Genomic DNA, 24,773 nt, shown 5'->3' with positions numbered 1-24,773 from the left:
CTCCACTCGCCTGCCGCGTCGCGGTTCGGTGCCTGGCTCCGCCTCAGGGAGCGGGACGGTCACCGGGGACTCCGCTGGGGACCGGCTCGGGTGCGGGTCACGCCGAAGGACGGCAGGCTCACCGACGTGACGGCCGTCGACCACCTGCGGGACAGCCTCCGCGACCAGGAGATCAACAGCCATGCGCCGCGCCGCGAGGCGCCGGCGGCGCAGCGCGCGCAGACCGGCACCGTGTCGGGCGCGACGGACACGAGTGACCGTTACCGCCGGTCACTCCAGTCCGCCCTGGACTCGGCTGGCCTCTGAACACTCGGCGGACGGGGGCCGTATCTGTGGGCCAAGGGTCAAGTCCCCACGGAGGAACCGTGACCACCACGCTCGCAGGCGGACGTGCCGCCCGCCGCCAGACGATGCGCCGCATCCGCCCGCGCCGCTCCCCGGCCGTACCGCTGCTCCTTGCGGTCTGGGCGGGCGCGGCGGCCGTGCTGTGGCTCTGGTGGCACAACACCCCGTCCATCGCCGACGACAACAGCAGGATCTTGAACGCGGGCCGGATCACCGGCCTGCTGGCCGGCTATCTGATGGCGCTGGTCGTGCTCCAGATGGCGCGCGTGCCGGCGCTGGAACGGCGGGTCGGCTCCGACCGGGTGGCCCGCTGGCACGCGATGAGCGGCCGGTACACGCTCTGCCTGATCGTCGCGCACGTCTTCCTCACCATGTGGGGCTACGCGCTACAGGCCGGCAAGACGCTCGGCGACATCGTCCAGCAGACCGTCGACTCCGTCGGCCAGCTGCCCGACATGGGCAAGGCCGCCATCGGCACCGGCCTGTTCGTGCTCATCGGGCTGACGTCGATCGGCGGGATCCGCCGCCGGATGCCCTACGACACCTGGTACCACGTCCACCTGCTCACCTACGCGGCGGTGTTCCTGACGTTCTGGCACCAGATCACCACCGGCAACGACTTCGCGGTCGAGCCCACCGCCAAGACCTTCTGGTACGCGCTCTACGGCACGGTCACCGCGTTGGTGATCTGGTACCGGGTCCTGACCCCCATCCGGCTGAATCTCCGGCACCGGATGCGGGTGGAGGCGGTCATCGAGGAGGCCCCGGGCATCGTGTCGGTGCTGATCGGCGGGCGGAAGCTGCACCGGATGGGCGCGGAGGCGGGCCAGTTCTTCCGCTGGCGCTTCCTCGCCCCCGGTATGCGCTTCAGCTCACACCCGTACTCGCTGTCGGCGGCACCCCGGCCCGGTCTGCTGCGGATCACGGTGAAGGCGATCGGCGACCACAGTGCCCGGCTGCGCGAGCTGACGCCCGGCACCAAGGTGTGGGCCGAGGGCCCGTACGGCGCGCTCACCGCGCAGCGTCGCAGCCGGGGCAAGGTGCTGCTGGTCGCGGGCGGGGTCGGCATCACGCCGATGCGGGCGCTGTTCGAGACGCTGCCCGGAGCGGCCGGTGACATCACGCTGCTGTACCGGGCCAACACCACCCAGGACCTGGCCCTGTGGGACGAGCTGGCGGCGATCGCCGAGGAGCGGGGCGCCCGGCTGATGTACGCGGTCAACAGCCCGGAGGGTGAGCGGCCGGACATCTCCGCGGAGAACCTCCAGCGGAAGATCCCCGACATCGACCACCACGACGTCTTCATGTGCGGCCCACCCGGGTTCGCGCAGTCGGTGTACGAGGCACTGCGCGGCGCGGGGGTCCCCGCCCGCCGCATCCACCACGAGTCCTTCGAGATGTGAGCGGGAGCCACGGAGAGATCGGGAGCTACGGAGAGATGAGGAAGAGCCACCCCCTTCGGCGGGTCGTGCTGGCCACCGCCGCGACCGTGTCCGGTGTCGTGCTGCTGCTGTCGCTGAAGCCGGCGTCCGACCCGGCCCCCGCGTCGGCGTCGGGCGCGGCCTCGCAGCAGACGGCGCCCGGCCGGGAGGCCCCCCGGGGCGGCGCGCAGGCCGCCACCGGCTCCGGCACGGTGACCGGAGACGCGGCGCGGACCCAGTACGGGGCCGTGCAGGTACGGCTGACGGTCAGCAACGGGAAGATCACCAAGGCGGAGGCGGTGCAGGCACCCAAGGGCGGACTCAGCGACCAGAAGACACGACTGGCCGTCCCCGAACTCAACCAGGAGGCCGTGGCCGCTCAGAGCGCGCAGATCGACGCGGTGTCCGGGGCGACGTACACGAGCACCGGGTACAAGAAGTCGCTGCAGTCGGCGTTGGACAAGATGAAGTCGGCGGCCCCCTCGGGACCCTCGGGTTCTGCCGGCGCTTCCGGCTCGGCTGAGGCCCGCACGGTCACCGGGAAGGTCGCGCAGACCCAGTACGGTCCGGTCCAGGTGCGGATCACGGTCAGCGACGGGAAAATCACCAAGGCGGAGGCGGTCCAGGCACCCAAGGGCGGACTCAGCGACCAGAAGACGCAGCTCGCCGTCCCCGAACTCAACCAGGAGGCCGTGGCCGCTCAGAGCGCGGACATCGACGCCGTCTCCGGTGCCACCTACACCAGCACCGGCTACCGGCAGTCGCTGCAGTCGGCGCTGGACCAGGCCGGTGGCTGAGACGGTGGCCGAGCCGGCCGGGGCTCCCGCCGCGGTGCGTCATGCGGAGGAGGTCATGGGGACCGTCTTCTCCTTCGACGTCCGCGGCGGGGAACCCGGTGCCGTACGGGCGGCGCTCGCCGAGGCCGTCGCCGGCCTGCACCGGGTGGACGCGCTGTTCAGTACCTACCGCGAGGACAGCGAGGTCTCACGGCTGGCCCGGGGCGAACTGCCCGTGGCGCGGTGTGCTGCCGAGGTGGCCGAGGTGCTGGAGCTGGCGGACGAGGCGGAGCGGGTGAGCGACGGCTGGTTCAGCACCCGCTACCGCGGCTCCGTGGATCCCACCGGCATCGTCAAGGGCTGGGCGGCCGAGCGGGCGGCTCGGCTGCTGGCTGAGGTCGACGGGGTACGCGGGGTCAGCGTCAACGGGGGCGGGGACGTGCAGATGCTCGGCACACCGGAACCACAGCGGCCGTGGCGGGTGGGGGTGGCCGATCCGGTCCGCACCGGCGGTCTCGCGGCGGTGATCTCGGCGGCCGGCGTGGCGGAGCTGTCCGTGGCGACGTCCGGGACGGCGGAGCGCGGGGCGCACATCGTGGACCCCCGTACGGGCAGGCCGGCGGTGACGGACCTGGTGGCGGTCACGGTGGTGGGGCCGCGGCTGACCTGGGTGGACTGCTGGGCCACGGCGGCCTTCGCGATGGGGTCACGGGCGGGCCTGGCGTGGCTGGAGTCCGTGCCGGACGTCGAGGGCCTGCTGATCACCGCGGGCGACGAGGTGCGGTGCACCGGGGGGCTGGCGGCCCGCCTGGGCTGAGAGAGGCGTTTTCTCGGATCTTTTTCGCCCGGAAGGCCATCCGACTTCCGCCCTGAGACGTATCCCGTGTGAGGCAAGTTTCAGGAGGAACGACATGGCCATCTTCAGCAGCCTGATGCCCGCGAAGCACCGGGACCGCGACAAGGACACGTCGCGGCACGACACCACGCGGCACGGGCACCGTCACGACCACGGCAACCGGCACAGCAGCGGCCACCGCAATGACCACGGCGACCGGCACGGCCACGACCGCTACTGAGCGCACCCGAAGGCTGAGCGGACCGGAGTCCGGAGGACCCGGTCCGCTTCACCGCTCCCCCGGGAACATCTGCCATGGCCCATGCCCTGCGGCGTCTGCTCTCGACGGGTGAGACCTCCGACGCCGTCGTCGCGGCCGCGCCCCCGGTGCCCCCGCGCGAGGTGTTCCGGCGGTTCTGGCCGTACACCCGCGGTGGCCGGCGCTGGCTCGTGCCCGTCGTCCTGTTCAGCCTGACCGCGCCCGCCGTCGACGCCGCGGAACTCTGGCTGTTCAAGATCGTCGTGGACGACGTGCTCGTCCCCCGGGATCTGCAACCGTTCCTGTGGATCGCGCCGGCCTATCTGGGCCTCGTCCTCTGCTCCGGCATTCTGGGCTTCGCCGACGACGTGACGTCCACCTGGGTCGGCGAGCGGTTCCTGCTCGCTCTGCGCTCCGATGTGTTCCGGCACGTCCAGGGGCTGTCGCTCGGCTTCTTCGAGCGCAGGCGGCTCGGGGACGTGCTGTCGCGGGTCACGGGCGATGTCGACGCGGTGGAGACGTTCCTGCTCTCGGGCGTCGCCGACGCCCTCTACTACGTGATCCGCCTGGGTGTCTTCCTCGGCCTGTTGTTCTATCTGCGCTGGGACCTGACCCTGCTCGCCCTGGTCATCGTGCCCCTGTTCTGGGGTGCCGCCCGGCACTTCTCGCGGCTGGTCAAGGAGGCGTCGCGGGAGCGCAGGCGCCGCAGCGGCTCGCTCAGCGCGATCGCCGAGGAGTCGCTGGGCAACGTCGTCCTGGTGCAGGCGTACAACCGGCAGGGCTGGGAGGAGCGCCGCTTCGAGCGGGAGAACCTCGGCAGGTTCCGGGCGGCGATGGTCTCGGCACGGATCCGTGCCGTCTACGGACCCGTCGTCGAGCTCATCGAGGTGACCGGCGGCCTCGCGGTGATGGGCCTGGGCACCTGGAAGCTGGCCCAGGGGCAGCTCACGCTCGGCGGACTGCTGATCTTCCTCGCACTGATCGGCAAGCTGTACAGCCCGGTCCGCGGCCTGTCCCACCTCGGCACCACCTTCTACGCGGCCTCCGCCTCTGCGGAACGGATCATCGAGTTGCTGGACCAGCGGCCGCAGGTGGCCGAGGCCGCGGACGCCCGGCGGATCGGCCGCGCGCGGGGTGACGTGCAGTTCGACGGGGTGTGGTTCCGCTATCCCGGCGCCTCGTCCTGGGCACTGTCGGATGTGTCCTTCCATGTGGCGCCCGGGGAGACGCTGGCGCTGGTCGGGGCCAGCGGGGCGGGCAAGTCGACGGTCGCCAAGCTCCAGCTGCGCTTCTACGACCCCGACCGGGGCGCGGTCCGTCTCGACGGGACCGATCTGCGGGAGCTCAGCCTGTCCGACGTACGGGAGAGCGTCGCGGTGGTGCTGCAGGAGACCCTCGTCTTCCACGGCACCGTGCGGGACAACATCGCCTACGGGCGGCCGGGGGCCACGGACGCGGACATCGTCGCGGCGGCGCGCGCGGCGGACGCGCACGAGTTCATCGAGATGCTCCCGGAGGGCTACGACACGCTGGTCGGCCAGCGCGGCCGGACGCTGTCCGGCGGACAGTGCCAGCGCCTGGCGATCGCCCGCGCGATGATCCGGGACGCGCCCGTCCTGCTCCTCGACGAACCGACCGCCGGGCTCGACGTCCGGTCGGGCCGGCGGATCATGGACCCGCTGCGCCGGCTGATGGCCGGGCGCACGACCGTCGTCATCTCCCACAACCTGCTGAGCGTCCGCGACGCCACGCGCATCGTGGTGCTCGACCACGGCCGGGTCGTCGAGCACGGCGCCCACGACGACCTGCTCGGGCACGACGGTACCTACGCCCGGCTGCACCGGCTGAACGCGGGAGCGGTGCTGTCATGAGCGGCACGGCCGTACGGGACACCCCGCCCCTGGCCCCGGGCACAGAACCGGTCCCGGGCTACGCGATCCTGGCGGGACTCACGCGGACCGGCTGGCTCGACGTCTACGACGCCTGGAGCGAGGAGCGGGACTGCCGGTGTGTGATCAAGGTGGTGCGCCCCGACCGGCGGGACGAAGAGCAGCTGGGCGAGCGGCTGCTGCGGGAGGGCCGCTGGCTGCGGGACTTCACCCATCCCCATCTGGTCCGCGCCTACGACGTCTTCACCTCGCCCGAGCCGCTCGTCGTCCTGGAGACGCTGACCGGTGAGACGCTGTCCCACCTGCTGCACCGGCTGCGGCACCGGCCGTCCGCGGCGGATGTGGCGCTCCTCGGGGTGCAGCTGTGTTCCGCCGTCCACTACCTGCACGGCCGAGGCCTGCTGCACCTGGACCTCAAGCCGTCGAACGTGGTGGTGGACTGCGGTCATGCGAAGGTCCTGGACCTGAGCGTCGCACGGCCCGCGGGGCCCGCCCCGGCGGGGGTGGGCACGTGCTGCTACCTCGCCCCGGAGCAGGCACGCGGCGGAACCCTCACGCCCGCCGCCGACGTGTGGGGCATCGGCATCACGTTGTTCGAAGCCGCGTGCGGCGACGTGCCGTTCGAATGCGCCGCGACCGGCGGAACCGGCCCCGGTGGCCCGGACGGCTGGTGTCCGCAGCCGGAACGGAGTGCACCGCCGGTCGGGTCCCGGCGGCGGCTGCCACCCCCTCTCGCCGCCGCCGTCGACAGCTGCCTGCGGGCCGATCCGTCGGCCCGGCCCACCGTCGCCGGTCTGGCCGCCGCTCTGGAGGCGACGCTGCCCGTCCCGCGCCGCCGCCCTTGAGCCGGCGCGGGTCACGCATCCCGGGTGAGGACCTGGCCCTCGTGCAGGTCGGCGGTGGCGAGGACGGCGCCCTCGGGAGACGTCAGGCGGGCGCCGGAGAACCGGGTGAGGTCGACGGGGACCGCCACACCCCAGTCACCGTGTCCGTCGCGCAGGGGGAAGTCGCCGACGCGCACGGTCGTGCCGTCAGTACGCTCGAGGAGGCAGGTGACCGTACCGGAGTACGGGCTGCCGGGGCCGGTGAGGGCGACGGACACGAAGATCCAGCTGGGGCTGCCGGGGTGGGCGTAGACCTCGCCGACGGGCTGCCCGCCGCGCCCGGCCGGGGTCATGTCACCGACCAGGACGGGCTCGGACTGGACGGCGGCCGGCGGTGAGGCGGTGACCTCCTCGACGGCGGTACCGATCGCCCAGCCGGCGACTCCGACGGCGACCGCGAGCGCGGCACCGGTCGCCGCGATCCGCAGCCGGGCCCGGCGGGCGCGGCTGCGCAGGCTCTGGTGCCTGCGGCCGGAGGCGCGTGCGGACCGGTGCCCCTCGGACATCACCCGCTCGGCCAGCCCGCGCGCCACCCGGGTCTCGAAGCCGAGCGGCGGCTCGCGGTCCGGCAGCAGGCCGATCAACCGGTCGCCGATCCCGGTCAGTTGCCGGACGTGCTCCCGGCAGTCCGCGCACCGGTCCAGATGGGCGACCGCCTCGGCCCGCTCGCGGCCGGGCAGCACGCCCAGCGCCAGTTCGGCGCCGGCCTCCCGCAGCTTCTCGCAGTTCGGGTCACTCGACATGGTCGCCTCGGTTCGGAGACGCGAGTGTGGTGCGCAGTTTCGCCATCGCCGCCCTGATCCGCGTCTTGGCGGTCCCCAGCGGGATCTGCTCCACGTCGGCGACCTGCTGGGCCGTCATGGCGTAGATCCCGGCCATCATCAGGGCCCGGGCCTGTTCCCGCGGCAGCCGTGCCAGGGCGGCCCGGAGCTGGGAGGAGGCCTCGTCGGCCAGTGCCCACTGCTCCGGGGTCTCGGTGACGACTCCGAGGAGGGCGTCCAGGTCCTCCGGTGCCATCGGCTCCGTCCGCCGGGCACGGACGGCGTCGATGGCGAGATTGTGCGCGATGGCCGCCAGCCAGGTCATCACCGAGCCGCGGCGCGAGTCGTAGATCTGCGCGTGCCGCCACGCACGCTCGAACGTCTGCTGGGCGACGTCCTCGGCGAGCTGCTGGTCCCCGGTGACGGCCATGGCCACACCGAAGACCCGGTGCTGGAACCTCCGTACGAACATCACCGCGAGTTCCGGATCTCCGGTCGCCAGCCCGGACAGCAGAGCCTCGTCCGGGAGGCGGCCGACGGGGAACCGGAAGCCCGACACACCTCTGTATACGTTCGACGGCCGCCAGCGGATTCCCCGCCCGCCTGCCTGCTCGCCGGGGAAGATCACATACCCATTCTCCGTCGGCGGGCCGGGCCCCGCATGTGGGTCAGTGTCCGTTCTGCGCCAGCCGCAGCAGGTGGTCGGCCAGGGCCTGGCCGCCGGTCGGGTTCCGGCTGATCAGCAGCAGCGTGTCGTCACCGGCGATGGTGCCGAGGATGTCGTGCAGCTCGGCTTGGTCGATGGCCGAGGCGAGGAACTGAGCCGCCCCGGGCGGGGTGCGCAGGACCACCAGGTTCGCCGAGGCCTCCGCGGAGATCAGCAGCTCCTGGGACAGGCGCCGCATCCGCTCCTCCTTCGCCGACTCGCCCAGCGGAGCGCGCGGGGTGCGGAAGCCGCCCTCGCTCGGTACCGCGTAGATCAGGTCGCCGTCGTTGTTGCGGATCTTCACCGCGTTCAGCTCGTCGAGGTCCCGGGAGAGCGTCGCCTGGGTGACGCTCAGCCCGTCGTCGGCGAGCAGCTTGGCCAGCTGGCTCTGGGACCGCACCGGCTGCCGGTTGAGGATGTCCACGATCCGGCGGTGCCGTGCGGTGCGGGTCTGCGGCACGGCGGGCCCGGCGCCCGCCGCCTGCTCGTGGTCCTGCGCCTGGCTCATCGTCGTCTCATTCTCCGGATCGTCCGTCCCCACCGACTGGGTTCGCCTGCTCGAGGATGCCGGGCAGCGCCCGGAGGAAGGCACCCACCTCGTCGTCGCGGAGGTTCAGCGGCGGCATGAGCCGTACGACGTCGGGAGCGGGCGCGTTCACCAGGAACCCGGCCTCCTGGGCCGCCTGCTGCACCTGCGGTGCGCGCGGCCCGGTGAGCACGATACCCAGGAGCAGGCCCGCGCCCCGGACATAATCGATCAGCGGGTGGTCCAGCGCCTCGATTCCGTCGCGCAGCGCGGCGCTCTGCCGCTTGACGTTGTCCAGCAGCCCTTCGTCGGCGATGGTGTCCAGTACGGCGAGCCCGGCGGCGCAGGCGACCGGGTTGCCGCCGAAGGTCGTGCCGTGGTGGCCGGGCCGGAGCAGTTCGGCGGCCCGCCCGAAGGCCACGGTGGCGCCGAGCGGCAGTCCGCCGCCGAGCTGCTTGGCGAGGGTGACGACATCGGGCAGCACGCCCTCGTGGGCCTGGTACTCGAACCAGTTCCCGGTGCGGCCGATGCCGGTCTGCACCTCGTCGAGGACCAGCAGGGCGCCGGTGGCCGCGGTGATCGCGCGGGCCGCCTTGAGGTAGCCGGCCGGCGGTACGACGACCCCGTTCTCCCCCTGGACGGGCTCGATGATCACCAGGGCCGTCTCCTCGGTGACCGCGGCGGCCAGCGCCTGCGCGTCACCGTAGGGCACGTGGGTGACATCGCCGGGCAGCGGCTGGAACGGGTCCCGCTTGGCGGGCTGGCCGGTGAGCGCGAGGGCGCCCATGGTGCGGCCGTGGAAGCCGCCCTGGGTGGCGACCATGTGGGTGCGCCCGGTCAGCCGGCCGATCTTGAAGGCGGCCTCGTTGGCCTCGGCGCCGGAATTGCAGAAGAAGACCCTGCCCTCCCGGCCGAACAGCTGCAGGAGCCGTTCGGCGAGGGCGACGGTGGGCTCGGCCATGAAGAAGTTGGAGATGTGGCCGAGGGAGCCGATCTGCCGGCTGACGGCCTCGACGATCGCCGGGTGGGCGTGACCGAGGGCGTTGGTGGCGATACCGCCGACGAAGTCGAGGTACTCCCGGCCCTCGGCGTCCCACACCTTCGTGCCCGCACCGCGCACGAGGGGCATGCGCGGGGTGCCGTAGTTGTCCATGAGCGCGCCCTGCCACCGCGCGGTCAGCTCCTGGTTGCCCGTCATGACTGCTCCCCCTCGGCTTCGTCGGGCACGACCATGGTGCCGATGCCCTCGTCGGTGAAGATCTCCAGCAGGATCGAGTGCTGGACCCGGCCGTCGATGACGCGGGCGGTCGTCACGCCGTTGCGCACGGCGTGCAGGCAGCCCTCCATCTTCGGCACCATGCCGGAGCTCAACTCCGGCAGGAGCTTCTCCAGTTGGGACGCGGTGAGGCGGCTGATCACCTCGTCCGAATGCGGCCAGTCCTCGTAGAGGCCCTCGACGTCGGTGAGGACCATGAGGGTTTCGGCGCCCAGTGCCGCAGCGAGTGCCGCAGCCGCCGTATCAGCATTGACGTTGTAGACATGTCCGTCGTCCTGACTACGGGCGATGGAGGAGACGACCGGGATGCGGCCGTCGGTGAGCAGGGCCTCGATCGCGCCCGTGTCGATCGCGGTGATCTCGCCGACGCGCCCGATGTCGACGCGTTCGCCGTCGATCTCGGGCTGGTGCTTGGTGGCGGTGATGGTGTGGGCGTCCTCACCGGTCAGGCCGACGGCGAACGGGCCGTGCTGGTTGAGCAGGCCGACCAGCTCGCGCTGCACCTGCCCGGCGAGCACCATCCGTACGACGTCCATGGCGTCCTCGGTGGTGACGCGCAGGCCCGCCTTGAACTCGCTGACGATGCCGTGCCTGTCGAGGGCCGCGCTGATCTGCGGGCCGCCGCCGTGCACCACGACCGGCCTGAGACCGGCGTGCCGCAGGAAGACGACGTCCTGGGCGAAGGCGGCCTTCAGGTCCTCGTTCAGCATGGCGTTGCCGCCGAACTTGATGACGACGATCTTGCCGTGGTGCCGGGTCAGCCAGGGCAGCGCCTCGATGAGGATCTTGGCCTTGGGCAGTGCCGTGTGTTTCCGCGTCGTGCCGCTCTTGCCGGAGTCGCTCATGAGGAGTAGGCGCTGTTCTCGTGGACGTAGTCGGCGGTCAGGTCGTTGGTCCAGATCGTGGCGGTCTCGGAGCCGGCAGCGAGGTCGGCGACGATGTGCACCTCGCGGTAGCGCATGTCGACCAGCTCGCGGTCCTCGCCCACGGAACCGTTCTTGCAGACCCAGACGCCGTTGATGGCGACGTTGAGCTGGTCCGGCTCGAAGACGGCCCGGGTGGTGCCGATCGCGGACAGGACACGGCCCCAGTTGGGGTCCTCGCCGTGGAGGGCGCACTTGAGGAGGTTGTTGCGGGCGATGGAGCGGCCCACCTCGACGGCGTCCCCCTCGGTCGCCGCGTTGACCACCTCGACCCTGATGTCCTTGCTGGCGCCCTCGGCGTCGCCGATGAGCTGCCGGCCGAGGTCGTCGCAGACCTGCCGTACGGCCTCGGCGAACGCGTCGTACTCCGGGGTGATCCCGGAGGCGCCGGAGGCGAGCAGGAGCACGGTGTCGTTGGTGGACATGCAGCCGTCGGAGTCGACCCGGTCGAAGGTGACCTTGGTGGCGGCGCGCAGGGCCTTGTCCAGGACGTCGTTGCCGAGGTCGGCGTCGGTGGTGAGGACGACCAGCATGGTGGCGAGGCCCGGTGCGAGCATGCCGGCGCCCTTGGCCATTCCGCCGACGGTCCAGCCTCCCCCGGACTCCGTCCCGCCCCGGGTGACGACGGACGTCTTGTGGACGGTGTCGGTGGTCTTGATGGCGATGGCGGCCTTCTCGCCACCGTGCTCGCTCAGGGACGCGGCCGCCGTCTCCACCCCCTTGAGGAGCTTGTCCATGGGCAGCGGCACACCGATCAGGCCGGTGGAGCAGACGGCCACCTCGATGGCGCCCCGGTCGAGCACCTCCGCCACCTTCTCGGCGGTGGCGTGGGTGTCCTGGAAGCCCTGGGGGCCCGTACAGGCGTTGGCACCGCCGGAGTTCAGGACGACGGCCGAGACCTGGCCGCTCTTGAGGACCTGCTCGGACCAGAGCACCGGCGCGGCCTTCACACGGTTGGAGGTGAAGACGCCCGCGGCGGCACGGCGGGGCCCGTTGTTGACCACGAGGGCCAGGTCGGGGTTGCCGTTCTCCTTGATCCCGGCGGCGATGCCCGCCGCCGTGAATCCCTTGGCTGCCGTGACGCTCACGGTGCGACTCCGATCGTGGAAAGCCCGGTGGTCTCCTCGAGACCCAGGGCGATGTTCATGCTCTGGACGGCACCGCCGGCGGTGCCCTTGGTCAGGTTGTCGATGGCGCTGATCGCGATGACGCGGCCCACCGCCGCGTCGTACGCGACCTGCACCTGAACGGCGTTGGAACCGTGGACGGATGCCGTCGCGGGCCACTGGCCCTCGGGGAGCAGATGGACGAAGGGCTCGTCGGCGTAGGCCTTCTCGTACGCGGCGCGCAGGGACTCGGCGGTCACCCCGCCGACGGCCTTGGCGCTGCACGTGGCGAGGATGCCGCGGGGCATCGGCGCGAGGGTCGGCGTGAAGGAGACCGAGATCCGCTCCCCCGCCACCCCGCTGAGGTTCTGGATCATCTCGGGGGTGTGCCGGTGGCCGCCGCCGACGCCGTACGGCGACATGGAGCCCATGACCTCGCTGCCCAGCAGGTGCGGCTTGGGCGCCTTGCCCGCACCGGAGGTACCGGACGCGGCGACGATCACCGCCTCGGGCGCGGCGAGGTGGGCCGCGTAGGCCGGGAACAGGGCGAGGGAGACGGCGGAAGGGTAGCAACCGGGCACCGCGATGCGCTTGGACCCCTCCAGCGCGGCGCGGGCACCCGGAAGTTCGGGGAGGCCGTAGGGCCAGGTGCCGGCGTGCGGGGAGCCGTAGAACGTCTCCCAGTCGGCCGGGTCCTTCAGCCGGAAGTCGGCGCCCATGTCGACCACGAGGACGTCCGGTCCGAGCTGTTCGGCGACGGCGGCGGACTGCCCGTGCGGCAGCGCCAGGAAGACGACGTCGTGCCCGGCGAGGGCCTCGGCCGTGGTCCCGGCCAGCACGCGGTCGGCCAGCGGCAGCAGATGCGGCTGGAGCGCGCCGAGCCGCTGCCCGGCGTTGGAGTTGCCGGTCAGGGCACCTATCTCGACCTCGGGGTGTGCGAGGAGCAGCCGCAGGACCTCTCCGCCCGCGTACCCGCTCGCTCCGGCCACCGCCGCACGTACCGCCATGTCCACCCTCCTCTGGATGGCATGACTATACGTATCGCTGCACGTTTATGCAATCGGTTCTGCGGTCGGCCCGGTCTCGCCCCGCGCGACCGCCAGCCGGTCGCCCTGGGCATACTCACCGCGCTCGGCGGCTGCGAGGCCCAGCCGGACGTCCACGTGAACGCGGCCGGTGTCGTAGCCGGAGTTGGTGACCGCCGAACCGGCGCCCAGGGACAGGTAGTCGCGGTTGCGGTCGTTCAGCCGGCCGGAGTCGTTCACGACCCGCGCGGTGCCGGAGACCGTCCAGGCGGTCAGCGGGGTGTACGACCTGTTGTCGTCGGTGGAGTACTCGAAGGACCGGTTCTGGACGAGTTCGGCGTACAGGCCGCCGTCGGCGGCCCGGTTGATGTCCTCGAAGAACACCCGTACATCGTCTTGTCGATCCGCGGCCCCTTGGTCGACGGGTCGACGGTGATCGAGTAGTCGGTGACCTCCTGGGCGTGGGCGGGGTGAGGGAGGGCGGCCGTGGCGAGCAGCAGGGCGCTCATCAAATATTGGTCAGCACTTCGAACGCACGAGAGGGAAGGGGTATGAGCACGTCAATGGGCGAACACCGCCGCCCTTAAGCTCGGCCTCATGGATGCGCCGCCGCCGTACCTGGTCCCGTCAGCCCCGCCGACCTCCCGGACGGACGCGGGAGGGACCCGTCCCGGCGAGTTCTGGCCCGTGGCCGACGTACTGGCCCATCTGGCCGGGCGCTGGCGGGTGCGGCGGAGCGCGCGGGATCTGGCGAGCGGAGAAGAGGGGCACTTCGAAGGGGTCACCGTCTTCAGTCCGCTGGAGGGCGGCGGGCTGCTGCACGAGGAGTCCGGCAGCTTCACCTGGCAGGGCGTGGCGCGGCCCGCGACCCGGATCCTGCGGTTCCTGCCGGGGCGGGCACCGGGCACGGCGGACGTACGGTTCGCGGACGGGCGGCTCTTCCACGAGCTGGACCTGACGTCGGGGCGGTACGTCGCCGGCCACCCCTGCGCGGCCGACCTCTACCGGGGCGAGTTCACCGTCCGGGACGCCGACCACTGGTGTTCGGTGTGGCGGGTCGGCGGCCCGGCGAAGGATCTCGTCCTCACCACCGACTATGTGCGCGAGACCGCCGGCTAGTGGCTTGTCACGCAGCCTTGGCCGGGTGATCGATCCGCTGCTCGTCGGCCAGCAGACTGTCTCCAAGACCTGATCTACGTCCGCGATGTCATCCACGCCCTGAACGAGCGGGGGTTCGACGCGCTGGACCCGAAATGGAGCGGGGGACGCCCCAAGGCGATCAGTGACCAGGTGCGTGAGCACATCTGCCTGATCACCCGGACGTCCCCCGCCGACTGGAAGATCACCGCCTTCTCCACCTGGAGCCTGAGCAAGCCCGCCGACCACCTGATCAAGCAGAAGGTGACCGCGGCCATCAGCCGGGAGACCCTGCGCCGGATCCTGCGCGCCGACAAGGTCTCATGGAAGACCACCACGACGTGGAAGGCGTCCGCCGACCCGGAGTTCATCGCCAAGACGCACCGCGTCCTGGCGCTGTACGACACCCTGCCCGCCGACGGACGGGTGATATGCGTCGACGAGTTCGGACCGCTGAACCTGATGCCCCGCAAGGGCAAGGCGCGGGGGCCAGTGAGGCGTCCGCGCAGGCTGCGGGCCACCTACAACCGCTATGGCGGCGTGCGGCAGGCTCCTGGCTGAACTGGATCGAGGCCGGGTTCGCGGCCCTGCGTTACTTCGCGCTCAACGGCACCGACCACCGCGGCCACGACGAGCAGAACGCCGCCATTGCCGCCTACGTCCGATGGCGCAACACCCGCGCGGAACCGAAGACGAACTTCGCCCCCGACTCACCCATCCGGCAGTGGACCCAACGCCCAGGACTACCAGGAGGCGGCCAGCCGCGAGATCCCGGTAGTGATCATCGACCGCACGTACTGATCATCTGTGGTCCGCTGATCCGCCGAGACGGACCCCACCACCTCGAGGCGCCCGGCCGGAGGAACACTCCACCCAGCCTCCGCCAGCACCTTCGTGATCAGCACCGAGAGACAGCCGGACGTCGTCCGACACCGTCCGACAGCGGATCAATACTCGGCCGACCATCCGAGCCGAGCCACTAGGCGGGCGAGGGCTGAGCGCAGACCCCGTCGAGACGGAGGTTCCAGCGGCCCGACCGGCCGGTCACACTGGTCGTGGACAGGGGGCGGACGTCGATGTTCCAGTAGCTCGCGGGCGGTGCCTTCAGGGCGTACACCAGGGCCGCGCGGATCACGGACGGCTCGGCGACGGCCACGATCCGGCCGGCGTCGTCCACCGGCCGGGTGTCGAGCCAGCCGCCGACCCGGGAGATGAAGGCCAGCAGGGACTCGCCGCCGTGCGGGCTGGCGCGCGGGTCGGCGAGCCAGGCGTCCACCGCCTCCGGCTCGCGGGCCATCGCCTCGCCGAGCGTCATCCCGCGCCAGCGGCCCATGTCGCAGTCCCGGAGGGCCAGCTGCACCAGCGGGGCGTACCCCAGGGCGTCGCCGGTGGCCCTGCTGCGCGGGGTCGGCGAGCAGTAGCGCAGCTCCGCCGCCGCCAGCGGCAGCAGCTCCCCGGCGGCGCGCTGCACCTCGTCCCAGCCGGCCTGGTCCAGCGGCCGGTCGTCCTCGAAGCGCTCCGCGAGCAGCGGGGAACTGCGCGCGGCGGCGACGAACGTCACCCTCAGTGGCATGCGGTGATGGTGAGCCGCTGAGGTACACAGGTCAAGAGCTGTTACCTCTGAGTTATCGGCGGTATGCGGATGCTTACTCCAGGGGGTGCGCCCGCCGCTGCTCAGGGCGGTCCGGCGGACGGAAGCCCGGCCTCTCGCAGCGAGCGTGCGCGTCCTGCGTGGCGAGGAGGATGCGGCGCGGGCCGTACGGCTCCAGATGCTCGCGGACGCGGCCGACGAAGGCCGGGCCGACACCCTTGCACCGCACCGAACTGCCGACGTACCCATGGGCGAGCCAGGCGAACAGCGGCCGGTCGGTGACCACGCGCGCGCAGGCCGCCTGCTCGCCCGAGGCCGGCTCGTACAGCCCGAAGCCGGCAGAGGACGCCATGGCACGTTCGTGATTCTCGCGCGGGCGGCCCTTCGCCCAGCTGGTGCCGGCCGACGACCAGCCATGGACGCGGCCGACGCCGACACGGGCGGGGGCGGCGGAGAACTCGTAGCCGTCGGGGAGGGTGCACCCCTCATCGCGTGATGATCGACGGCAGGCGTCACCGGGGCGACCGGATGTCCCGAGGCGCCGCCCCGGCTACAGCACCTCGTCACAGACCGCCCGCAGCCGTCGTACCCCCTCCGTGATCTCCCCCGTCCCGGCGACCGCCGCGAAGCTCAGCCTGAGGTGGCCGGCCGGGGGTTCGGCGCAGAAGTAGGGGCGGCCGGGGGTGAGGGCGACGCCCGCGCGGAGGGCGGCGGCGGCCAGCACGGCCTCTCCCTCGGAGCTGAAAGCCCGGGAGGCGCTTCCGGCACCGTCGGGGAGGCGCAGCCAGAGGTGGTAGCCGCCGGACGGGACGTGCGGCAGGGCCAGTTCGGGCAGATACCGGGCGAGCGCGCTCGTCATGGCGTCGCGACGGGACTTCAACTCGGCCGCCAGCACCCGCAGATGGCGGGGCCAGGCCGGTGAGCCGACGAGTTCCAGGGCGGCCTCCTGCAGCGGCCGGGGAACGAAGAAGCTGTCCACGACCTGGATGGCGCGCAGGCGTTCCAGCACCGGGCCGTGCGCGGCCAGGGCGCTCACCCGGAAGCTGGGCGAGGTCGCCTTGGTGAGCGAACCGACGTGGACGACCACGCCGTCGGGGTCGTCGGCGGCCAGCGGGCGGGGCAGCGGGCCGGCGTCGGCGTGCACCAGGCGCCGGACGAAGTCGTCCTCGATGACGAACGCGCCGGCCTCGCGTGCGATGCGCAGCACCTCGGCCCGCCGCCCCGGGGCCAGCACGGCGCCGGTCGGGTTCTGGAACAGCGGCTGGCAGACGAACACCCGGGCGCCGCTGGCGCGGAAGGCGTCGGCGAGCAGGTCGGGGCGCACCCCGTCGGGGTCCACGGGCACCGGTACCGGGCGCAGGCCGGCCGCGCGGGCGAGGGCCAGCATGCCCGGGTAGGTCGGCGACTCGACGAGGACCGGGGCGCCGGGCGGGGCGAGCGCGCGCAGGGCGGTGGCCAGCGCGGCCTGGCCGCCCGCCGCGACCAGGACCTCGGCCGCGGTGACGGCTCCGCCGATCCCGCGCGCGAACCACTCCCGCAGCTCCGGCAGCCCCTCCAGCGGAGGTCTCCCCTCCCCCAGGCGCCCGGCCGCCGCCCGGCCCGGGCGAGGGCCGCCGCCATGGCCCGCTCCGGTTGCAGGGAGGGATGCAGATAGCCGCCGTTGAACTCCAGCACTCCGGGCGGCGGGGCGGCCAGCGACACCGTGACACCGGAGGCGTCCACGGTGCGCGGTACGAGGTCGGCGGTGCCGTCGGCGCTCAGCGCGACCTCCTGCCAGGAGGTGTCCCCGGCCGGGGACTCCGTCGCGCGGGGCCGGGCCCGGAAGGCACCGGCGCCGGGCCGGGTGACCACCAGCCCTTCGGCGGACAACTGGGCGAGGGCCCGCGAGACGGTCACGGGGCTCACCCGGAACCGCTCCACCAGCGCCCGACTCGACGGCAGCTTTCCACCTGGCGAGTAGCGGTCGATTTCCCGCCGGAGCTGTTCTGCCAGTTCGCTGACGCTGCTACGCTCGTGCATGAGAACAGAGAGTAGCGCTACTATCGCGACCCCGATAGCGGTCACCGACACCGGGGAGCACCGGTCCCTCGGCACCGGGCTGGCCGCCCTCGGCGTCGCCTCCTTCTCCCTTACCTTCCCGGCCACCGCCTGGGGTCTGGAGGGCTTCGGCCCCTGGTCCCTGGTGGCCGTGCGCAGCGTTCTGGCCGCGCTCGTCGCCGGCACCTGCCTGCTGGTCCTGCGGGTACGGCTGCCCGAGCGCCGCCATCTGCCGGGGCTGGCCGTCGTCGCCCTCGGCGTGGTGCTGGGCTTCCCGTTGCTGACCACGCTCGCCCTGCAGACCTCCACCACCGCGCACGCCGCCGTGGTGGTGGGGCTGCTGCCGCTGACCACCGCCGTGTTCTCCGCCCTGCGCACCGGCAACCGGCCCTCCCGCCGGTTCTGGCTGGCGGCCGTGGCGGGCGCCACGGCCGTGCTCGCCTTCACGGCCGGCCAGAGCGGCGGTGCGCTCACGGCCGCCGACGGCTATCTGTTCGCGGCCCTGCTGGTGTGCGCGGCCGGGTACACCGAGGGCGGCCGGCTGGCCCGGGTCGTGCCGGGCTGGCAGGTCATCGGCTGGGCGCTGGTGCTGTGCCTGCCGCTCAGCGTGCCGGCCGCCGCGGTGGCGCTGGCGTACGAGCCCGTGCAGCTCACCGGGCACGGTATCGCCGGTCTGCTGTGGGTGGCGCTGGGCTCGCAGTTCCTCGGTCTGGTGGTCTGGTACCGGGGGATGGCCGCCATCGGCGTCCCCCGCGCCAGCCAGTTGCAGTTGGCTCAGCCGCTGCTCACACTGGTGTGGTCGGCGCTGCTGCTGGGTGAGCACTTCACGGCGGCCGCTCCCCTGACCGCTGTCGCCGTGCTCGTGTGCATCGCCGTCACCCAACGGTCGTGATCATGAGGAGGGCCTGTAGATGCGCGCATCCAAGGGTGACCGTCTTGTCCAGCACGGCAGGGTGGTCGGCCAACACGACCAGGTCACGGAAGTCGTCGAAGTGATGGGGCAGGAGGGCAACCCGCCCTACCGGGTCCGCTTCCCGGACGGCCACGAGGCGATCATGTCCCCGGGCCCCGACTGTCAGGTCAAGCACCAGGACGAGCAACAGCAGTAGATCAACGCGGTGGATTCGCCGATCGCCCGTAGTGATCGGCGACCACGCGTGCCATCGCCCCGATCGGGTCCGCCGCCAATTCCTTGGCGGCGAAGAACACATGCCCGCGCACCTGCGGGTACCGGGCGGCGAGGGTGAGGTGGCGGGACAGCTCGACCGGGTCCTGCCAGGCCGAGGGCTGCGCGGCGGCGCCCGCCTTGTACAGGGCCTCGCCGAGGTAGAGGTGGGTCCTGGTGCCCCGGGCGACCTCCGCCCACCAGGCCACCAGTGTCGCGTAGTCGGCGGCGGCGAAGCCGATGTGCCAGTACAACTGCGGGACGATGTAGTCGATCCAGTGGTTCCTGACCCATCTGCGGGTGTCCGCGTGCAGGTCGTCGTACGTCTGGATGCCCGCCCGCGTGTCGGAGCCGCGGGAGTCCGCCGAGGCGTTGCGCCACACCCCGAAGGGGCTGATCCCGAACCGGGTGCCGGGCCGGACCCGCTTGACGCCCGCCGCCATCTCCCGCACCAGCCGGTCGACGTTGTCCCGCCGCCAGGCGGCGCGGCTGGTGAACGCGTCGCCGTACCGGTCGTAGGCGTCGTCGTCGTCGAAGGTCTGTCCGGCGACCGGGTACGGGTAGAAGTAGTCGTCGAAGTGGACGGCGTCCACCGGGTACCGCGCGACCGCGTCGAGCATCGCCTGCTGGACGAAGGCGCGGACCTCGGGCAGGCCCGGGTTGTAGTAGAGCCGCCCGCCGTAGGGCACCACCCAGTCGGGGTGCTTGCGGGCGGGGTGGGAGGCGGCCAGCCGGGTCGGGTCGGTGTGGGTGGCGATCCGGTACGGGTTGAACCAGGCGTGGAGTTCCAGGCCCCGTGCATGGGCCTCCCGCACGGCGGTGCCGAGCGGGTCCCAGCCGGGGTTCCCGCCCTGGGTGCCGGTGAGGTACTGGGACCAGGGCTCGTACGGTGACGGCCACAGGGCGTCCGCGGTGGGCCGGACCTGGAGGATCACCGTGTTCAGCCGGTCGCGGACCGCCTTGTCGAGGTGGGCGGTCAGCTCCTTGCGCTGTGCGGTCGCCGTGAGTCCGGGCCGCGAGGGCCAGTCCCGGTTGAGGACGGTCGCGATCCACACACCCCGCATCTCGGCGGTCGCACGCGTCGCAGGCCCGGTTGCCGCGCCGTGCGCGGCCACCCCGCTCGGCGCGAGCCGGCGATGCGCCGCCGCCCCGCCGTGCGCCACCGCGTCGAAGGCCGGTGGGGCCAGCGTCGACAGCGCGGCCAGGGTGAAGGCCCGCCGTGACATCCGCGTCATGCGCGTCATCCGCACACCCCCATACGCTCCGGATCCGCTCCATCACGGATCGTTCCGCGCCCAAGGATGCCCCGACCCGGGCGATCGATCATCGATACTTGGCGGTAACGTGCACGATCGGAGCAGGCGCCGAACCCGGAGGTCTGCCAGCGAGCCGGAGAATCCAGCGAAGGGAACGATGTGACCGACATCGAGCGCGTCGGAGTCGTGGGCTGCGGCCAGATGGGCGCGGGCATCGCCGAGGTGTGCGCCCGCGCGGGGCTGGACGTGAAGGTCGCCGAGACCACCGGCGAGGCCCTGGAGATCGGCCGTACCCGGCTGTTCGGCTCCCTGGCCAAGGCCGCCGAGCGCGGCAAGATCACCGATGAGGAGCGGGACGCCACGCAGGCGCGTCTCAGCTTCACCACCGACCTCGGCGAGTTCGCCGACCGTGACCTCGTGATCGAGGCCGTGGTGGAGAACGAGCAGGTGAAGACCGAGATCTTCCAGGTGCTCGACCAGGTGATGACCCGGCCGGACGCGATCCTGGCCTCCAACACCTCCTCGATCCCGCTGGTGAAGCTGGCGGTCGCCACCTCGCGTCCCGACCACGTCGTCGGCATCCACTTCTTCAACCCCGCCCCCGTGCAGGCGCTGGTCGAGCTGATCCCGGCGCTGACCACCTCCGAGGGAACCCTCAGCCGCGCCCAGGTGTTCACCGAGAAGGTGCTCGGCAAGCACGCCATCCGCGCCCAGGACCGCTCCGGGTTCGTCGTCAACGCCCTGCTGGTGCCCTACCTGCTGTCCGCGATCCGGATGTTCGAGTCGGGCATCGCGAGCCGCGAGGACATCGACAACGGCATGGAGATGGGCTGCGCCCACCCGATGGGCCCGCTGAAGCTGGCCGACCTGATCGGCCTGGACACCATCGTCTCGATCGCCAATTCCATGTATGCCGAGTACAAGGAGCCGCTGTACGCCGCTCCCCCGCTGCTCCAGCGCATGGTCGAGGCCGGCCGGCTCGGCCGGAAGACCGGTTCGGGTTTCTACACCTACGGCTGATTACGAAGAGCGACGCTCTGCGGGCCCGGCACCCATGGGAGTGCCGGGCCCGTTCGTTTCACACACCGTGTGCGCGCCGGGCTCGCATATGCCCGTCGCACACGCTCCCCACGCACCCACCAGGCGAGTTGACTCTTCATGCGCATGCAAGGGATGCGGAACCATCCATGCCGACTACCGAAAGGAGCGGACCCGTGACCGCCGACCCGGAGCTTCCCGTGGTCCATGGAGAACTCGCAGAGTTACGGCGCCGCCTTGATGTGGCCTACGCCCGTGTCGAGGGAGGGCTGGCCCTGCTCAGTCACCGTACCGAGGAGACCGCGAAGGAACTGGACGAGCTGAACACCCGCATGATCTCGCTCGAACACGCCCGCTGGCCGCTGCCCTCGCTCGCCGCGCTGACAGCGCTGGGCGCGCTCGTCGTGACGATCTGGCAGGTGCTGGCGGCTCATTAGCCTTCCGCGAGCCTGAGGTGGTGCAGCAGGAGTAACGCGGCCGCCATGTTGGCGGCGGGGACCTCCCCACGGGCGATCAGATCGGGGACCAGCTTGAGGGGCACCCACTCCCGGCGGTCCGACTCGAAGTCGTCCACGGGGTGTCCGGTGTACTCGCCCCGGTCGGACCAGTAGATGTGGTGCCGGGCGTCGGTGAGGCCGTTGGACGGCTCCACGCTCATGAGGTGGTGCAGGGGACCCGGCCGCCAGCCGGTCTCCTCCTCCAGTTCCCTGGCGGCCGCGCTCGCGATGTCCTCGCCGTCCTCGACGACGCCCGCGGCCAGTTCCCACCCCCAGCTGTCGGTGATGAAGCGGTGGCGCCACAACAGGAGGACCTCGTTGGCCTCGTTGACGACCGTGGCCACGGCCACGGGCCGCAGTCGGATCAGGAAGTGGTCGAGGTGCCGACCGTCCGGCAGCTCGACATCTGCGAGATTGACGCTGAACCAGCGGTTTTCATACACAGTCTGTTCGTTCTGTTTCGTCCACTGCACGGTTCTGCCACCTTCCGTCGAGTAAGTGGCAATATCGCAGCAGGGACTGTGTACCTACAGTGGACCTACAGCGGCACGCGGAGAGCGCCGTCGATGAGTTCGGCGGCTTCAGCGGTTCCGGCCGAGCCGCAGCGCACCAGGTGCTCGCGTACCGCGCGCAGCCTGTCGCGCAGCCGCCGGGACTCCATTCCGCGAGCCTGCTCGGCCATCTGCACCGCCGTGGTCACCGCCTTGTCGGCGTTGCCCTGGCGCAGTTCGATGGTGCTGAGCATGGCGAGCCGGTGCACCCGCCCCCGGTCGTGCGCCGGATTGCCCACGGCGGCGGCCGCGTGCTCCCGGGCGGCGGCCAGCTCCCCGAGGCTGAGCAGCGCCTCGGCCACCTGGACGTTGACCAGCCCGGGCTGGACGTAGCCCGTCTCGTCGGGCTCGTATCCGCGCCTGATGCGGTCGGCGGCCGTCTCGGCGCGCCGGATACAGGACAGCGCGCTGCCCGAGTCGCCGAGGTGGGCGTACGCCTTGGCCTGCATGGCGTACAGGTCGGAGGCGAGCGCCGGGGTGATGTGCCTGCCGGCGGCGCGCAGCGCGGCCTCGGCGAAGGCGACGGCCTGCCGGTACTCCCGCATGAACAGCGACTGGTTGACCAGCAGGGCTATCACATACGCCCCAAGTCCCCGGTCCCCGCTGGCCTTTGCCAGCCTGAGTGCCTGATGGAAGTAGCGCTGGGCGAGTCCGTGGGCGTCGGAGTCATATGCGCAGATCCCCGCGATCGCCACCAACCCACCGGTCGCCCTGTGTAGTTGGCGGCCGGTGCCGTCGGTGTAGCTGCCGCGCAGCAGCGGGGCGGCCTCGGTGTTGAGGAAGCCGACGATCCGCGTCCGGGTCGCGATGCCACCGGCCTTGCGGTACATCTGTTCGTAGTGCGCACGGGCGGCGCGCAGCATCTCGATGTCGGCGGCGGTGACCCGGTGCCGGCCGCCGCGGGAGACATCGACGTCCTCGGGCGGGTTCTCCCACTCCCACACCGGCATGACGGCGGGGGTGCCCGTGACGGCCGGAGCCCCGAGCACATGCGGCCGTTGCTGTTCGTCGGACCGCCAGAGTGCGGTGGCCCGCTCCACGAAACCGCTGAGTGAACCGGTGTGCGGTGTACTCGGTTCACCGGGCACCCCGAGGCCGATGTCGTCCAGGGTCACCGGCCGGTGCAGGCGCCCGGCCAGCACCTCGCAGATCAGGTCGGGCACCTGGCCGCGGGGCCGCTGGCCCTTCAACCACCGCGCCACGGCGGTGTGTTCGTACCGGAGCGCGAGGCCCCGTCTCCGGCCCGCCTGGTTCACATGGGCGGCGAGACCCGCGTGCGAGATCCCCGCCTCGTCCAGGATGGCGTCGAGCAGAGTGTTGGGCTGCATGGGATGCCCCCCGAGTGGCCTGGTGCGGTCAGCGTAGTGCGTCCGCGTTCACACGGGGTGTGAACGGAACGCGTGCATCCGCGGCGTGCGCGCGCTGTTGCGGAGCGTGTCGACTCGGTTGACTGAGGCTCCTCGCAAGAGGTCGGCCAGGCCGCCGGCTCCCCCTCGAAACAGCGGCGGCCTGGCCGGCGGGTCGGCCGGGGCCCCCAGGGGGCGGTCAGGGGCGCGTGGTCGGCCGTGGGTCCGTGGGTGCTGGTCGCGCCCGCGCGCGGGAGCCGCTGACGTCCCCCTCACGCGCCCCCAGGCACGACAGTCTGGGCCCTCCCCGATCGTTCCGCAGGACCAGTACCGCCACATCGTCGGTGGGTCTGCCGGCCGTGTGGTGCAGGAGGGCCGTGAAGACCGTGCGCAGGACCGTCTGGGGGGAGGCCGGGTGATCACGCACCGCCTTGCGCAGCGCTTCCGGCAGCGGGAAGAACCGGCCCCGGGGGTCCCGGGCGTCCTCGGCGCCGTCCGTGAAGAGGACCAGGGACTCGCCGGGGAGCAGCCGGCCACAGGGGTGGATCTCCAGTTCCACCGGCAACGGGAAGGAGCCCAGCGGCGGGAGCGGATCGGCACGTGTCAGCGGTTCGACGGTCGTACCGCTCAGCAGGTACGGCCACGGATGACCGCAGTTGAGCGCGTGGAGCTCGCCGTCCGTGCCGATCTCCAGGAGCAGGAGGGTGACGAACTCCTCCGCGACCGGGTGGCCGGCACCCTGACCGGCGTGCGCCGGGTGCTCGGCGCGGGCCCGTTCGCGCAGGTGCCGGGCCAGGGCGCGTTCCAGTCTGCCGAGGACCCGGCCCAGTTCCGGCTCGTCGTGGGCGGCCTCGCGGAAGCTGCCCAGGACGGCGGCGACGGTACCCAGCGCGGACAGGCCATGCCCTCGCACGTCGCCCATCACCACCCGTACCCCGTGCTCGGTGGCGATCGCCTCGTACAGGTCGCCACCGACGCTCGCGCCCCGGTCCGCGGAGAGCTGGGCGGCGGCGACGTTCAGCCCGTCGAGGCGTGGGGGCGGCGGGCGCAGGACGACGCTCTGCGCGGCACGGGCCGCCCGGCGGGCGAGCCGCAGCTCGTGCAGCAGGCTGCGACGGACGTGGCATATGAGGCCCGTGCCGACGGCGAAGAAGACGGCGCTGGTGACAATGCGGGCGCCCATCCCGTCCTGCTGGGCGAGCGGGCAGCCGAGCTTGTAGCCGACCGCCACGGCGCCCCAGAGCGTGGGCAGTACGGCTCCCCGTGGGGTGGGCGCCCGTGCCTTGATGCGGATCATGCCGATGGTCCCCCATGTGGGCCTGACAGAGCAGACGGACCGACCCCGAAAGGCCGGTCCGATTCTGTCGACAGGCATGGCCCGCGAGGGCACTATCCGCTCCGATTCCCACCCGAACGAGTGAGG

Annotated in this window: 25 protein-coding genes and 4 pseudogenes; 14 read left to right on the top strand and 15 right to left on the bottom strand. The window is 72.1% G+C overall.

Annotation, left to right across the window (positions count from 1 at the left end):
* Nucleotides 1-34: 34 nt before the first annotated feature.
* From ABZ079_RS11605 to ABZ079_RS11575, 7 genes and pseudogenes are all read left to right on the top strand, one after another.
* Nucleotides 35-306 (top strand): annotated as a pseudogene (locus ABZ079_RS11605) (FMN-binding protein); the annotation flags it as partial.
* Nucleotides 307-365: 59 nt separating this feature from the next.
* Complete coding sequence (locus ABZ079_RS11600) at nt 366-1,748, top strand: ferredoxin reductase family protein (RefSeq protein ID WP_356939224.1); 1,383 nt, start codon at nt 366-368, stop codon at nt 1,746-1,748.
* Between the two features lie 35 nt (nt 1,749-1,783).
* Nucleotides 1,784-2,563 carry an FMN-binding protein gene (locus ABZ079_RS11595; protein WP_356939223.1) on the top strand — a complete coding sequence of 260 codons (780 nt, stop codon included), beginning with the start codon at nt 1,784-1,786 and terminating at the stop codon, nt 2,561-2,563.
* Entirely contained in the window at nt 2,556-3,359 is an 804-nt protein-coding gene (locus tag ABZ079_RS11590) for an FAD:protein FMN transferase (protein ID WP_356939222.1), read from the top strand. Before ABZ079_RS11595 ends, ABZ079_RS11590 begins: the two co-directional genes overlap by 8 nt.
* Nucleotides 3,360-3,453: 94 nt before the next feature.
* Entirely contained in the window at nt 3,454-3,618 is a 165-nt protein-coding gene (locus ABZ079_RS11585) for a hypothetical protein (RefSeq protein ID WP_356939221.1), read from the top strand.
* A 74-nt stretch (nt 3,619-3,692) separates the two neighbouring features.
* Nucleotides 3,693-5,507, top strand: coding sequence for an ABC transporter ATP-binding protein (locus tag ABZ079_RS11580; protein WP_356939220.1), 1,815 nt, complete (start codon nt 3,693-3,695; stop codon nt 5,505-5,507).
* Entirely contained in the window at nt 5,504-6,370 is an 867-nt protein-coding gene (locus ABZ079_RS11575; protein WP_356939219.1) for a serine/threonine-protein kinase, read from the top strand. Before ABZ079_RS11580 ends, ABZ079_RS11575 begins: the two co-directional genes overlap by 4 nt.
* Nucleotides 6,371-6,381: 11 nt before the next feature.
* On the opposite strand, the gene ABZ079_RS11570 is transcribed toward ABZ079_RS11575, so the two are convergent.
* From ABZ079_RS11570 to argC, 7 genes are all read right to left on the bottom strand, one after another.
* Nucleotides 6,382-7,152: a hypothetical protein gene (locus ABZ079_RS11570; RefSeq protein WP_356939218.1), complete on the bottom strand. Its 771-nt coding sequence runs from the start codon at nt 7,150-7,152 to the stop codon at nt 6,382-6,384.
* Nucleotides 7,142-7,729: a sigma-70 family RNA polymerase sigma factor gene (locus ABZ079_RS11565; protein WP_356939217.1), complete on the bottom strand. Its 588-nt coding sequence runs from the start codon at nt 7,727-7,729 to the stop codon at nt 7,142-7,144. The genes ABZ079_RS11570 and ABZ079_RS11565 overlap by 11 nt, the downstream gene beginning before the upstream one ends.
* 109 nt (nt 7,730-7,838) lie before the next feature.
* Nucleotides 7,839-8,384, bottom strand: coding sequence for an arginine repressor (locus ABZ079_RS11560; protein WP_356939216.1), 546 nt, complete (start codon nt 8,382-8,384; stop codon nt 7,839-7,841).
* Between the two features lie 7 nt (nt 8,385-8,391).
* Nucleotides 8,392-9,600 (bottom strand): acetylornithine transaminase, encoded by a 1,209-nt coding sequence (locus tag ABZ079_RS11555; protein ID WP_356939215.1) that lies wholly within the window; start codon nt 9,598-9,600, stop codon nt 8,392-8,394.
* Complete coding sequence (gene argB, locus ABZ079_RS11550; RefSeq protein ID WP_356939214.1) at nt 9,597-10,523, bottom strand: acetylglutamate kinase; 927 nt, start codon at nt 10,521-10,523, stop codon at nt 9,597-9,599. The genes ABZ079_RS11555 and argB overlap by 4 nt, the downstream gene beginning before the upstream one ends.
* Nucleotides 10,520-11,689 (bottom strand): bifunctional glutamate N-acetyltransferase/amino-acid acetyltransferase ArgJ, encoded by a 1,170-nt coding sequence (gene argJ / locus ABZ079_RS11545; protein ID WP_356939213.1) that lies wholly within the window; start codon nt 11,687-11,689, stop codon nt 10,520-10,522. Before argJ ends, argB begins: the two co-directional genes overlap by 4 nt.
* Nucleotides 11,686-12,714, bottom strand: a complete 1,029-nt coding sequence (gene argC / locus ABZ079_RS11540) for an N-acetyl-gamma-glutamyl-phosphate reductase (RefSeq protein ID WP_356939212.1) — start codon at nt 12,712-12,714, stop codon at nt 11,686-11,688. The genes argJ and argC overlap by 4 nt, the downstream gene beginning before the upstream one ends.
* A gap of 66 nt (nt 12,715-12,780) precedes the next feature.
* On the opposite strand from argC, the pseudogene ABZ079_RS11535 reads away from it, so the two are divergent.
* Nucleotides 12,781-12,882 (top strand): annotated as a pseudogene (locus tag ABZ079_RS11535) (carboxymuconolactone decarboxylase family protein); the annotation flags it as partial.
* Here ABZ079_RS11535 and ABZ079_RS11530 read toward each other — a convergent pair.
* A pseudogene (locus ABZ079_RS11530) lies at nt 12,880-13,241 on the bottom strand (alpha-N-arabinofuranosidase); the annotation flags it as partial. The pseudogenes ABZ079_RS11535 and ABZ079_RS11530 sit on opposite strands and share 3 nt — an antisense overlap.
* A gap of 88 nt (nt 13,242-13,329) precedes the next feature.
* Between ABZ079_RS11530 and ABZ079_RS11525 the strand changes: the two are divergent.
* Complete coding sequence (locus ABZ079_RS11525; protein ID WP_356939211.1) at nt 13,330-13,851, top strand: DUF6314 family protein; 522 nt, start codon at nt 13,330-13,332, stop codon at nt 13,849-13,851.
* Nucleotides 13,852-13,920: 69 nt separating this feature from the next.
* Nucleotides 13,921-14,430, top strand: coding sequence for a helix-turn-helix domain-containing protein (locus tag ABZ079_RS11520; RefSeq protein WP_356939408.1), 510 nt, complete (start codon nt 13,921-13,923; stop codon nt 14,428-14,430).
* 418 nt (nt 14,431-14,848) lie between these two features.
* On the opposite strand, the gene ABZ079_RS11515 is transcribed toward ABZ079_RS11520, so the two are convergent.
* The 3 genes and pseudogenes from ABZ079_RS11515 to ABZ079_RS11505 form a co-directional block, all read right to left on the bottom strand.
* A complete protein-coding gene (locus ABZ079_RS11515) occupies nt 14,849-15,442 on the bottom strand; it encodes a histidine phosphatase family protein (RefSeq protein WP_356939210.1) in 594 nt (197 codons plus the stop codon).
* Between the two features lie 73 nt (nt 15,443-15,515).
* Nucleotides 15,516-15,812 (bottom strand): hypothetical protein, encoded by a 297-nt coding sequence (locus ABZ079_RS11510; protein ID WP_356939209.1) that lies wholly within the window; start codon nt 15,810-15,812, stop codon nt 15,516-15,518.
* A gap of 198 nt (nt 15,813-16,010) precedes the next feature.
* Nucleotides 16,011-17,479 (bottom strand): annotated as a pseudogene (locus tag ABZ079_RS11505) (PLP-dependent aminotransferase family protein).
* On the opposite strand from ABZ079_RS11505, the gene ABZ079_RS11500 reads away from it, so the two are divergent.
* Together ABZ079_RS11500 and ABZ079_RS11495 are read left to right on the top strand one after the other, a co-directional pair.
* The gene (locus tag ABZ079_RS11500; protein WP_356939208.1) at nt 17,478-18,389 is read left to right on the top strand and encodes a DMT family transporter; all 912 of its coding nucleotides are present in this window, start codon (nt 17,478-17,480) and stop codon (nt 18,387-18,389) included. The pseudogene ABZ079_RS11505 and the gene ABZ079_RS11500 sit on opposite strands and share 2 nt — an antisense overlap.
* A gap of 19 nt (nt 18,390-18,408) precedes the next feature.
* Nucleotides 18,409-18,606 carry a DUF1918 domain-containing protein gene (locus ABZ079_RS11495; protein ID WP_356939207.1) on the top strand — a complete coding sequence of 66 codons (198 nt, stop codon included), beginning with the start codon at nt 18,409-18,411 and terminating at the stop codon, nt 18,604-18,606.
* A 1-nt stretch (nt 18,607) separates the two neighbouring features.
* On the opposite strand, the gene ABZ079_RS11490 is transcribed toward ABZ079_RS11495, so the two are convergent.
* Nucleotides 18,608-19,897, bottom strand: a complete 1,290-nt coding sequence (locus ABZ079_RS11490; protein WP_356939407.1) for a family 10 glycosylhydrolase — start codon at nt 19,895-19,897, stop codon at nt 18,608-18,610.
* 180 nt (nt 19,898-20,077) lie between these two features.
* On the opposite strand from ABZ079_RS11490, the gene ABZ079_RS11485 reads away from it, so the two are divergent.
* A complete protein-coding gene (locus tag ABZ079_RS11485) occupies nt 20,078-20,938 on the top strand; it encodes a 3-hydroxybutyryl-CoA dehydrogenase (RefSeq protein WP_356939206.1) in 861 nt (286 codons plus the stop codon).
* A gap of 194 nt (nt 20,939-21,132) precedes the next feature.
* Nucleotides 21,133-21,393 carry a hypothetical protein gene (locus ABZ079_RS11480; RefSeq protein ID WP_356939205.1) on the top strand — a complete coding sequence of 87 codons (261 nt, stop codon included), beginning with the start codon at nt 21,133-21,135 and terminating at the stop codon, nt 21,391-21,393.
* Here the strand turns inward: ABZ079_RS11480 and ABZ079_RS11475 are convergent.
* The 3 genes from ABZ079_RS11475 to ABZ079_RS11465 all read right to left on the bottom strand — a co-directional run bounded on the left by ABZ079_RS11475 (nt 21,390) and on the right by ABZ079_RS11465 (nt 24,647).
* Nucleotides 21,390-21,926 (bottom strand): NUDIX hydrolase, encoded by a 537-nt coding sequence (locus ABZ079_RS11475; protein ID WP_356939204.1) that lies wholly within the window; start codon nt 21,924-21,926, stop codon nt 21,390-21,392. The genes ABZ079_RS11480 and ABZ079_RS11475 overlap by 4 nt on opposite strands.
* Nucleotides 21,927-21,991: 65 nt before the next feature.
* Nucleotides 21,992-23,332 (bottom strand): transcriptional regulator, encoded by a 1,341-nt coding sequence (locus tag ABZ079_RS11470; RefSeq protein ID WP_356939203.1) that lies wholly within the window; start codon nt 23,330-23,332, stop codon nt 21,992-21,994.
* A gap of 217 nt (nt 23,333-23,549) precedes the next feature.
* Nucleotides 23,550-24,647: a PP2C family protein-serine/threonine phosphatase gene (locus ABZ079_RS11465; protein WP_356939202.1), complete on the bottom strand. Its 1,098-nt coding sequence runs from the start codon at nt 24,645-24,647 to the stop codon at nt 23,550-23,552.
* Nucleotides 24,648-24,773 lie beyond the last annotated feature (126 nt).

The organism is Streptomyces sp. NPDC006314, assembly GCF_040613075.1.
Lineage (GTDB): Bacteria > Actinomycetota > Actinomycetes > Streptomycetales > Streptomycetaceae > Streptomyces.
Note: the sequence above shows the minus strand (reverse complement) of the source record. Positions and strands in the feature narration are given on the sequence as shown.

Excerpts from the sequence above, each read along its gene's own strand:
- ABZ079_RS11490 (WP_356939407.1), bottom strand. The coding sequence starts at position 19,897 with ATGACGCGGATGTCACGGCGGGCCTTCACCCTGGCCGCGCTGTCGACG.
- ABZ079_RS11555 (WP_356939215.1), bottom strand. The coding sequence starts at position 9,600 with ATGACGGGCAACCAGGAGCTGACCGCGCGGTGGCAGGGCGCGCTCATG.
- ABZ079_RS11580 (WP_356939220.1), top strand. The coding sequence starts at position 3,693 with ATGGCCCATGCCCTGCGGCGTCTGCTCTCGACGGGTGAGACCTCCGAC.
- ABZ079_RS11500 (WP_356939208.1), top strand. The coding sequence starts at position 17,478 with ATGAGAACAGAGAGTAGCGCTACTATCGCGACCCCGATAGCGGTCACC.
- ABZ079_RS11465 (WP_356939202.1), bottom strand. The coding sequence starts at position 24,647 with ATGATCCGCATCAAGGCACGGGCGCCCACCCCACGGGGAGCCGTACTG.
- ABZ079_RS11595 (WP_356939223.1), top strand. The coding sequence starts at position 1,784 with ATGAGGAAGAGCCACCCCCTTCGGCGGGTCGTGCTGGCCACCGCCGCG.
- ABZ079_RS11525 (WP_356939211.1), top strand. The coding sequence starts at position 13,330 with ATGGATGCGCCGCCGCCGTACCTGGTCCCGTCAGCCCCGCCGACCTCC.
- argB (WP_356939214.1), bottom strand. The coding sequence starts at position 10,523 with ATGAGCGACTCCGGCAAGAGCGGCACGACGCGGAAACACACGGCACTG.
- ABZ079_RS11495 (WP_356939207.1), top strand. The coding sequence starts at position 18,409 with ATGCGCGCATCCAAGGGTGACCGTCTTGTCCAGCACGGCAGGGTGGTC.
- ABZ079_RS11560 (WP_356939216.1), bottom strand. The coding sequence starts at position 8,384 with ATGAGCCAGGCGCAGGACCACGAGCAGGCGGCGGGCGCCGGGCCCGCC.
- ABZ079_RS11570 (WP_356939218.1), bottom strand. The coding sequence starts at position 7,152 with ATGTCGAGTGACCCGAACTGCGAGAAGCTGCGGGAGGCCGGCGCCGAA.
- ABZ079_RS11515 (WP_356939210.1), bottom strand. The coding sequence starts at position 15,442 with ATGCCACTGAGGGTGACGTTCGTCGCCGCCGCGCGCAGTTCCCCGCTG.
- ABZ079_RS11510 (WP_356939209.1), bottom strand. The coding sequence starts at position 15,812 with ATGGCGTCCTCTGCCGGCTTCGGGCTGTACGAGCCGGCCTCGGGCGAG.
- ABZ079_RS11470 (WP_356939203.1), bottom strand. The coding sequence starts at position 23,332 with ATGCAGCCCAACACTCTGCTCGACGCCATCCTGGACGAGGCGGGGATC.
- ABZ079_RS11575 (WP_356939219.1), top strand. The coding sequence starts at position 5,504 with ATGAGCGGCACGGCCGTACGGGACACCCCGCCCCTGGCCCCGGGCACA.
- ABZ079_RS11585 (WP_356939221.1), top strand. The coding sequence starts at position 3,454 with ATGGCCATCTTCAGCAGCCTGATGCCCGCGAAGCACCGGGACCGCGAC.
- argC (WP_356939212.1), bottom strand. The coding sequence starts at position 12,714 with ATGGCGGTACGTGCGGCGGTGGCCGGAGCGAGCGGGTACGCGGGCGGA.